Origin of the sequence: Advenella sp. (assembly GCF_052108595.1) — a bacterium.
Classification (GTDB): domain Bacteria; phylum Pseudomonadota; class Gammaproteobacteria; order Burkholderiales; family Burkholderiaceae_B; genus Advenella.
Genome location: NZ_JBQEAU010000054.1, coordinates 20184 through 27763 on the forward strand (window position 1 = coordinate 20184; position 7580 = coordinate 27763).

Below are 7580 nucleotides of genomic sequence, written 5' to 3' on the forward strand. Positions count from 1 at the left end.
AGTGGCAGGACAAGGGCAATCACGCAGACACCGGCATGCGCACTACGTCATACGGGACCGCTTGACAGCGCACGCGCAATAACAAAGGGGCCGACCCCCACGGTTGGCGATCGGCCTCTTTTCGATCTGCTCTCCTTACTGGCCCGTTTTGCAAGCCATGCAACAGTCGTTACGCCTGGAGCTCTTCTTCGTGCAGCCACGCTGCGTGTTTGGGCGCACGCCGGGTCTTGCTCCATTCTTCCAGCATCTCCCATTTGACCTCATCCAGTTTCCGGTTCATTTCCGGCGTAGCCGTGGGCGCGGCCAGCTCGACACGATGTCCGTTGGGATCCCGGAAATAAATGGACTTGAACAGGACATGATTGGTGATACCCACAACATCAATCCCTTTGGCCTGCAACTTTTCCTTGGTGCGTTCCAGCACCTGCACACTGGGCACTTCGAACGCGATATGCTGAACCCAGTCAGGCGTATTAGCATCAAAGCCCATTTCCGGTGAGTTGGGCAGTTCAAAGAAAGCCAGTATGTTGCCCTGGCCGGCGTCAATGAAAACATGCATGTAGGGATCATTGGCCTTGGTAGAAGGCACGCGATCCTCGGCAATGGCCAGGACAAAATCCATCCCCAGATTTTCCTTGTACCAGAGAACAGTTTGCTTGGCGTCTTTGCAGCGATAGGCTACGTGATGTATTTTCTGAATGTCCATGTCTACCCTCTTTGTCTGATATGCTGAATGAAATATTGCGCGTAAGCGCCGGATCGCAAAACACGGTCTTCGCAAGCGCCTGCGCCACGCTTTGCTAGTCAGGCATGGGTGCATACGCAATATGCACAGATCCCGATGCAGAAGTTCCAATATGCAGGCCCTGATGCGCAGGCCATCAATAATAGTAACCAACGTTACTATTAAATAGTATTTGTTTTCATCCGTCAACTAATAAATACAGCAATCTGTTATTTATTATGGGATTTTTCCTTATTCTATATTTTTATCCCGCCAAGAAAGGCGATGAAAATGAAGTATCATTCGTTATCAATTGAATATTAAACGAGTTTTCCATGATTGATTTGAATGCTTTTTTGCCCTACCAATTTTCGCAGTTGGCCGACGTGGTCAGCCTTTCGGTGGCTACAGTCTACGAAAGCCGGCTGGGCATATCGCGCGACGACTGGCGCGTGCTGGTTGCCGTCAATCAGGCACGACATATGCGTGCGACCGATATCGCACAACACACTACGCTGGACAAGATGCAGGTGAGCCGGGCCATTGCCCGGCTGGAGAAAAAGGGTTTCTTGTCCCGCACAGCCGATACGGACGATAAGCGACAGCAGATTCTGGTGGTGACGCCTGCCGGCCAGGCGGCCTATCGGGAAGTGTCGCCATTGATGATGGCGCGCAACGATTACCTGTTGCAGGACCTGACACCCACCGAGCGCGAGGTGCTGCAGCGCTATCTGGACCAGGTACTGAACCGGGCCCAGCAATTGGTGGCGCGCGGATAATGCAACGGGTTGCCTCGATACCGGCGCATGGCCGCAGCAACCACCGGGGTGAGGGCATGAACGCAAACGGTCACCCGCGTTGCCAGATCAAGCAACCGCTGCTGCCATGCCTGTTTGGCCAAAAACCATGCGACCAAAACCCCGGCAGTCTCCCCCACAGCCGCTGCGACGACACGCAGCTGAAAACCGGTGTTAGCGAGTGTCCTGCTTTACCCCTGACGGGCTGTGCAATACGTGTTCGCCCTGCTCGTAGACCACGTTGGAACGACCCACAATCAGCGGGTCAATCTTGCCGATGTGTGCCGAGTCCTTATTGGTGTAATTGAACTGCTGCAGGACATAGCGCATGGCGTTAAGCCGCGCGCGTTTCTTGCAGTTGGACTTGACCACGATCCAGGGCGCGTCGCTGGTGTCAGTATGAAAAAACATCGCTTCCTTGGCACGAGTATAGTCATCCCATTTGTCCAGGGAGGCCATATCGATGGGAGACAGTTTCCACTGTTTGAGCGGATGGTGACGACGTTCCTTGAACCGGCGTTTCTGCTCATCCTGGCTGACCGAGAACCAGAACTTGATGACACTGATGCCGCTGCGAACCAGATTGCGTTCGAACTCCGGCGCCTGGCGCATGAATTCCATGTATTGGGCATCGGTACAGAATCCCATGACCCGCTCAACCCCCGCCCGGTTATACCAGGAACGGTCAAACATGACTATCTCACCACTGGTGGGCAGGTGCTCCACATAGCGCTGGAAGTACCATTGGCCCAGCTCGCGTTCCGTCGGCTTTTGCAACGCAACCACACGGGCTGTCCGCGGATTCAGATGCTCCATGAAGCGCTTGATGGTGCCGCCCTTGCCCGCCGCATCGCGACCTTCGAAGACAATAACGACACGCTGGCCAGTTTCCTTGATCCAGGACTGCAGCTTGAGCAGTTCAACCTGCAGGTCGTATTTCTGAAACTCGTAATTACGGCGCGACATGAGATATTTATAGGGATACCCCCCATCCTGCCAATTGTCCTGCAGCTTGTAGTCCGGATCGGTTTCCGGGTGCCTGAGGTTGTCGACACGAAGTTTTTCCTCACGCAGCAACTGGAGCAGTTCACGACGATCATCGGCCGCCATGCCCTCGAGCAGGAGCTTGGCCCGCTGATTGCGTGCGGCCTTGTCGGTACCGACAAGATCGGCCGTAAAGGCAGCTGCTTCGGCATTGATGCGTGCCCGCTGGCTGTCCATAACGGTATTGTCGCGGGTTTGCGCCGGCGTATCTCCCGACTGGGTATCGCCCGCCGTCACCTCACGTGCGATAAGGTCGGTTTCGGCGTGCAGACTATTGGATTTACTGCCCTGACGGCTCGTTTGATCTGTAGATTTACGGGTAGCCATTTGACATCCTTGTACTGATAAAAACGCATTGTAAGATTGCGCCTTCACTCAATCATTAACATTAATTCAGAGGAAGACATTATCATATGCGTATGACAACAATACTGTCGACAGAGAGGCTGTATGATTTTTAATACTTTGACCATTGCCGGTGTAGATCCTTCCGGCGGTGCCGGCATTCTTGCCGACGTCAAGACCATGAGTGCCCTGGGCACTTATGCCTGCGCCGTTGTGGCGGCCCTGACCGCCCAGAGCACCAAGGGGGTGAGCGGCGTGCAGCCTGTCGCACCCGATTTCGTTCGTCAGCAGATTGATACGCTGTTTGACGATGTTCATATCGATTCGGTAAAAATCGGCATGCTGGGCCAGGAGCCGGTGACCCGCATGGTGGCCGAACGCCTGGCTTACTGGATGCCCGACCATATTGTATTGGATCCGGTCATGGTGGCCAAAAGCGGCGATGTGCTGCTGGACAAGCCGGCCATCGCCACGCTGCGTGAAGCACTGATACCGTTATCGACCGTCATTACACCAAACCTGCCCGAAGCAGGCGTGCTGCTGGGCGAACGGGAGGCCGATTCCTTAAAGCAAATGTACAGGGTGGCAGAGCGCCTGCGTAAACTCATGGATCATCACCGCACCGTTTGGGTTATGCTCAAGGGCGGCCATTTGCCAGGCAACGACACCGTCGATCTGCTGACCGACGGAGACCGCATGATCGAGCTGCCCGGCAAACGCGTTGACACGCCCAATACTCATGGCACGGGGTGTACACTGTCGGCGGCCCTGTGTGCGCTGATTCCCGGCACGGGCGATGTGCCGCAGGCAGCCAGGCTGGCCAAGACCTACATCGAGACTGCCATTGCCCGTTCCGGCGAACTAAATGTTGGCCACGGGCACGGGCCCGTCCATCATTTTCATGCCTTATGGTCATGAAACCAGAAGCACCGCGCCAGTTGCGGGTAAAATGAACAAGAAATCCCAATCTCAGGACCACGTTTGATACTCTTCCTATGAATGCTCTGACTTCCCTCGCCGAACAAAGCCGTTTCAACATGATCGAACAGCAGATCCGTCCGTGGCATGTACTGGACCAGGATGTACTGGACGCGCTGTCTGCGATTCCGCGCGAACGGTTTGTACCTATCCGATATCAGAATATGGCCTATTCCGATATCGAAATCCCACTGGAAGTTGAAGGCATCAACAGCTGTGAAACCATGCTGGCGCCTAAAATAGAGGCGCGGCTGGCCCAGGAATTGCGTCTGACGCCAACCGACGGCGTGCTGGAAATCGGCACCGGCTCGGGTTATCAGGCGGCGATTGTCAGTCGCCTGTGCAGCACGGTTGTCAGCGTCGAAATCGATCGCCATATTGCGGCTTTCGGCAAGGCCAACCTGGAGCGCGAGCAGATCGGTAACGTGAAAGTGGAAATCGGCGATGGACGCGCCGGCTGGGGTACCGGCGAGTACAGCGCCATCCTGCTGACCGGATCCATTCCAAACATTCCCGACTCACTGAAGTACCAACTGACCATCGGTGGCCGGCTGGTTGCCATTGTGGGACAGGCGCCAGTCATGACGGCTTTGCGCATTACCCGGGTCAGCGCCGCCGCGTTTGAAACCGAGTCGCTGTTTGACACGTACGCCAAGCCATTGCGCGGCACCACTGTGTCTCATTTCAAATTCTGATTTACCTGAACCCGCATCGGCCCATGCCGGTTGGGGTTCAAAAGCAACGGCCGTTGCCTCAGACTGACTAGTGCAGTCGCAGGAACGGCCTTTGTGCATGATGATGCGCCAGCCCTAACGCGTGGCGCACGTCATTGATCAACGAAGATCAATAGCGATAAAAATCAATCGCCAATGCAAGCCTTTATTGGCGAGACATAAGCGGAGCATTGGCGCGACCCCTTACTGGGCGGTGGTGCCGCGGATGGCATTGACCAGGGCTGTGGTAGAGCGTTGAAAACGGAAGGGAATGGCAACCGCACGCCCGCCCCAGCTTTGCACCAGAGCGGTTTCCCTGAGTGTGGCCATATCATAATCACCACCCTTGACGATCACATCCGGCCGCAATTGCGCGATCAGCTCGTAAGGGGTATCTTCTTCGAATACGGTCGCTGCAGAAACGCTGGCCAGCGCAGCCAGCATCGCCTGGCGATCCTGCTGCCCATTGAGGGGGCGATCAGGCGCCTTGCCCAGCCGACGCACCGAATCGTCGGTGTTGACGGCAACCACCAGGCTGGCGCCAAGCTGCGCAGCTTCATCCAGGTAGCTGACATGGCCACGATGCAGGATATCGAACACGCCATTGGTAAACACCAGCGGTCGGGGCAATGCTCCATTGCGAACGGCATCAATACACTGCTGGCGGGTCAGAATCTTGCTTTCGAAACGTATGCTCATTACTGCCACTCCAGCAACGTGGCCACCAGCCAGAGTATCAACCCGGCCTGCAGCGTGAGGATCAGCGTCATGACGATAAAGATGCGTTCGCTGCGACGGTGGCTTTTCCCCAATTCAGACAATTCCTTGCGAATGGCCGGCAAACTATCCTGACGCGCCAGTTGGGTATGCACCAGCCTTGGAATTTCCGGCAACAGATGCGACCACTGCGAGGCTTCCTTGCGCACCTGGGCGACAAAAGCACGCGGGCCGATGCGATCCCACATCCAGCGTTCCAGAAACGGTTTGGCCGTTTGCCACAAGTCCAGATCGGGATCAAGCTGCCGCCCCATCCCTTCCACGTTCAACAGGGTTTTCTGCAGAAGGACCAGTTGCGGCTGGATTTCCACATTGAAGCGACGCGAGGTCTGAAATAGGCGCAGCAGCACCTGGCCCAGGGAAATTTCGGACAATTTGCGATCAAAGTAAGGCTCGCACACTGACCGCACGGCAGCCTCAAGCTCTTCTTCCCGCGTATTGGCCGGCACCCAGCCGGACTCAATATGCAACTGCGCCACACGACGATAATCCCGGCGGAAAAACGCCAGAAAATTCTGCGACAGATAGTTCTTGTCAAATTCGGAAAGTGATCCGACGATACCAAAATCAAGCGCGATATAGCGTCCCAGCGTTTCCGGTTGCAGCGAGACAAAAATATTGCCCGGATGCATATCGGCGTGGAAAAAACCGTCTTCAAACACCTGGATAAAGAAAATTTCCACACCGTTGCGAGCCAGCTTCTTGATATCGACACCGGCCACCTGCAGCTTGTCGATCTGGCTGACCGGCACGCCGTGCATGCGCTCCATCGTCATGACAGTCTTGCTGGTGTATTCCCAGATCACTTCGGGCACCATCAGCAAGTCGGCGCGCTTCGGGTTGGATTCGAAGTTGCGACGCAACTGGCTGCAGTTGGCCGCCTCAACCTGCAAATCGAGTTCATCATGCAGGTACTTGTCGAACTCGCTGACCACTTCCCTGGGTCGCAAGCGACGCCCATCTGGCAACAGGCGTTCCACAAAACCGGCAAACAGATTCATGAGCGATAGATCCCGCTCGATGACCGCCAGCATGCCGGGGCGCAGCACCTTGACCGCCACTTCACGACCGTCATGCAGTACGGCAAAATGCACCTGGGCAACAGAGGCCGAAGCCACCGGCTCGGTTTCAAACAGCGCAAACAGTTCGGACGGATGCTTGCCAAACGCCTTCTGGATGCTTTGCATGGCCTGTTCGGACGGAAACGGCGGCACTCGATCCTGCAACGCCGACAGCTCATCGGCAATATCCAGCGGGATAAGATCGCGCCTGGTGGACAGGACCTGACCGAACTTGATGAAGATCGGTCCCAGCGATTCGAGCGCAAGCCGCAAGCGCTCGCCGCGCGGCTGCTCAAAACGGCGACCCAGCCGCACCACTTTGAGCAGGGAACTGGCAATGGGATGCTTCAGGCCACTGAGCACCAACTCATCCAACCCATAGCGCAGGCAGATCAGCAATATGCGCAGCAGGCGCAGGGCTGACATGATCATCGTGCGCTCCTGCGATGTCGAGCGTCAAGCGCCCTGAGCCGGGCATCGAGCTGATCCAGCTGTACGGTCGCAGCGCGCAGGGAGTGCTCCCAGGATTGCAGCGCCGGCTTTCCCAGCACCATGCCGGCCTCTTCAGCAACATATTCGCTCACGTTTTCCGACAGGCGGCCAGCAACGGTGGTGGTGGTCGCAAACGCACGGTGCAGCAGCAAATGAATTTGTTTTGACAGCAGGCCGCCGGTAAACCGGGCCAGTTCGTGTTCGGAATCCCAGCGCAGGTCGCGTGCCAGCTCCGAGACCAATTGCGCCAGGCCGGCGTCCCCTTCCAGATGCAGCAGCGAGGCAAGTTGTGCAGGATCGTGACGATTGCGCAATGCGCCGGGCACATCGCCCAGCCGGCTTTCGGGGATGGACAGCGTGACATCGGCAACAACCGCAGGATCTGCACGCGCCACGCTACCATCGTGCCCAAGGGTAACCCGAAGCACAAGACGGCTGATGCGGATGCATACGGTTTTGCCGGCATGCGCGGCAATACGCGGCTTTGCCCAGGGTTCGCGATCCAGCAGCAGGTTCAGGGCGCGCACAATAGGAATGTTTGGATCAGGTAAGGCGGAGAGCAACATAAAAAATCCGGTAGACCACGCAAGATTCTGAATCCGATAGTGTACCCTTTTCGTGCTGAATCCGACCCGTTTTAAGCTTACGG

8 protein-coding genes are annotated in these 7580 nt (G+C 56.4%); 3 read left to right on the forward strand and 5 right to left on the reverse strand.

Features of this window, described 5'->3' with window-relative positions; translation table 11 throughout:
- Positions 1 to 169: 169 nt before the first annotated feature.
- Positions 170 to 706: a VOC family protein gene (locus ACTIKR_RS11230; RefSeq protein WP_193088444.1), complete on the reverse strand. Its 537-nt coding sequence runs from the start codon at positions 704 to 706 to the stop codon at positions 170 to 172.
- Between the two features lie 353 nt (positions 707 to 1059).
- On the opposite strand from ACTIKR_RS11230, the gene ACTIKR_RS11235 reads away from it, so the two are divergent.
- A complete protein-coding gene (locus ACTIKR_RS11235; protein ID WP_193088445.1) occupies positions 1060 to 1503 on the forward strand; it encodes a MarR family winged helix-turn-helix transcriptional regulator in 444 nt (147 codons plus the stop codon).
- Between the two features lie 192 nt (positions 1504 to 1695).
- Here the strand turns inward: ACTIKR_RS11235 and ppk2 are convergent, their stop codons facing one another.
- A complete protein-coding gene (ppk2, locus tag ACTIKR_RS11240) occupies positions 1696 to 2892 on the reverse strand; it encodes a polyphosphate kinase 2 (RefSeq protein ID WP_442327879.1) in 1197 nt (398 codons plus the stop codon).
- Positions 2893 to 3015: 123 nt separating this feature from the next.
- Here ppk2 and thiD point away from each other — a divergent pair, with 123 nt between their 5' ends.
- Complete coding sequence (gene thiD, locus ACTIKR_RS11245) at positions 3016 to 3828, forward strand: bifunctional hydroxymethylpyrimidine kinase/phosphomethylpyrimidine kinase (protein ID WP_442327880.1); 813 nt, start codon at positions 3016 to 3018, stop codon at positions 3826 to 3828.
- A gap of 77 nt (positions 3829 to 3905) precedes the next feature.
- Positions 3906 to 4583, forward strand: a complete 678-nt coding sequence (locus tag ACTIKR_RS11250) for a protein-L-isoaspartate O-methyltransferase family protein (RefSeq protein WP_014749414.1) — start codon at positions 3906 to 3908, stop codon at positions 4581 to 4583.
- Between the two features lie 222 nt (positions 4584 to 4805).
- Here ACTIKR_RS11250 and ACTIKR_RS11255 read toward each other — a convergent pair whose 3' ends face one another.
- The 3 genes from ACTIKR_RS11255 to ACTIKR_RS11265 all read right to left on the reverse strand — a co-directional run.
- A complete protein-coding gene (locus ACTIKR_RS11255) occupies positions 4806 to 5300 on the reverse strand; it encodes an adenylyltransferase/cytidyltransferase family protein (RefSeq protein WP_193088448.1) in 495 nt (164 codons plus the stop codon).
- Positions 5300 to 6871: a ubiquinone biosynthesis regulatory protein kinase UbiB gene (gene ubiB, locus ACTIKR_RS11260; RefSeq protein WP_226816821.1), complete on the reverse strand. Its 1572-nt coding sequence runs from the start codon at positions 6869 to 6871 to the stop codon at positions 5300 to 5302. The genes ACTIKR_RS11255 and ubiB overlap by 1 nt, the downstream gene beginning before the upstream one ends.
- The coding region (locus tag ACTIKR_RS11265; RefSeq protein WP_442327881.1) for a ubiquinone biosynthesis accessory factor UbiJ at positions 6868 to 7580 on the reverse strand (713 nt) is incomplete at its 5' end. The genes ubiB and ACTIKR_RS11265, both read right to left, overlap by 4 nt.

Excerpts from the sequence above, each read along its gene's own strand:
- ACTIKR_RS11235 (WP_193088445.1), top strand. The coding sequence starts at position 1,060 with ATGATTGATTTGAATGCTTTTTTGCCCTACCAATTTTCGCAGTTGGCC.
- ACTIKR_RS11250 (WP_014749414.1), top strand. The coding sequence starts at position 3,906 with ATGAATGCTCTGACTTCCCTCGCCGAACAAAGCCGTTTCAACATGATC.
- ppk2 (WP_442327879.1), bottom strand. The coding sequence starts at position 2,892 with ATGGCTACCCGTAAATCTACAGATCAAACGAGCCGTCAGGGCAGTAAA.
- ACTIKR_RS11255 (WP_193088448.1), bottom strand. The coding sequence starts at position 5,300 with ATGAGCATACGTTTCGAAAGCAAGATTCTGACCCGCCAGCAGTGTATT.
- ubiB (WP_226816821.1), bottom strand. The coding sequence starts at position 6,871 with ATGATCATGTCAGCCCTGCGCCTGCTGCGCATATTGCTGATCTGCCTG.
- thiD (WP_442327880.1), top strand. The coding sequence starts at position 3,016 with ATGATTTTTAATACTTTGACCATTGCCGGTGTAGATCCTTCCGGCGGT.
- ACTIKR_RS11230 (WP_193088444.1), bottom strand. The coding sequence starts at position 706 with ATGGACATTCAGAAAATACATCACGTAGCCTATCGCTGCAAAGACGCC.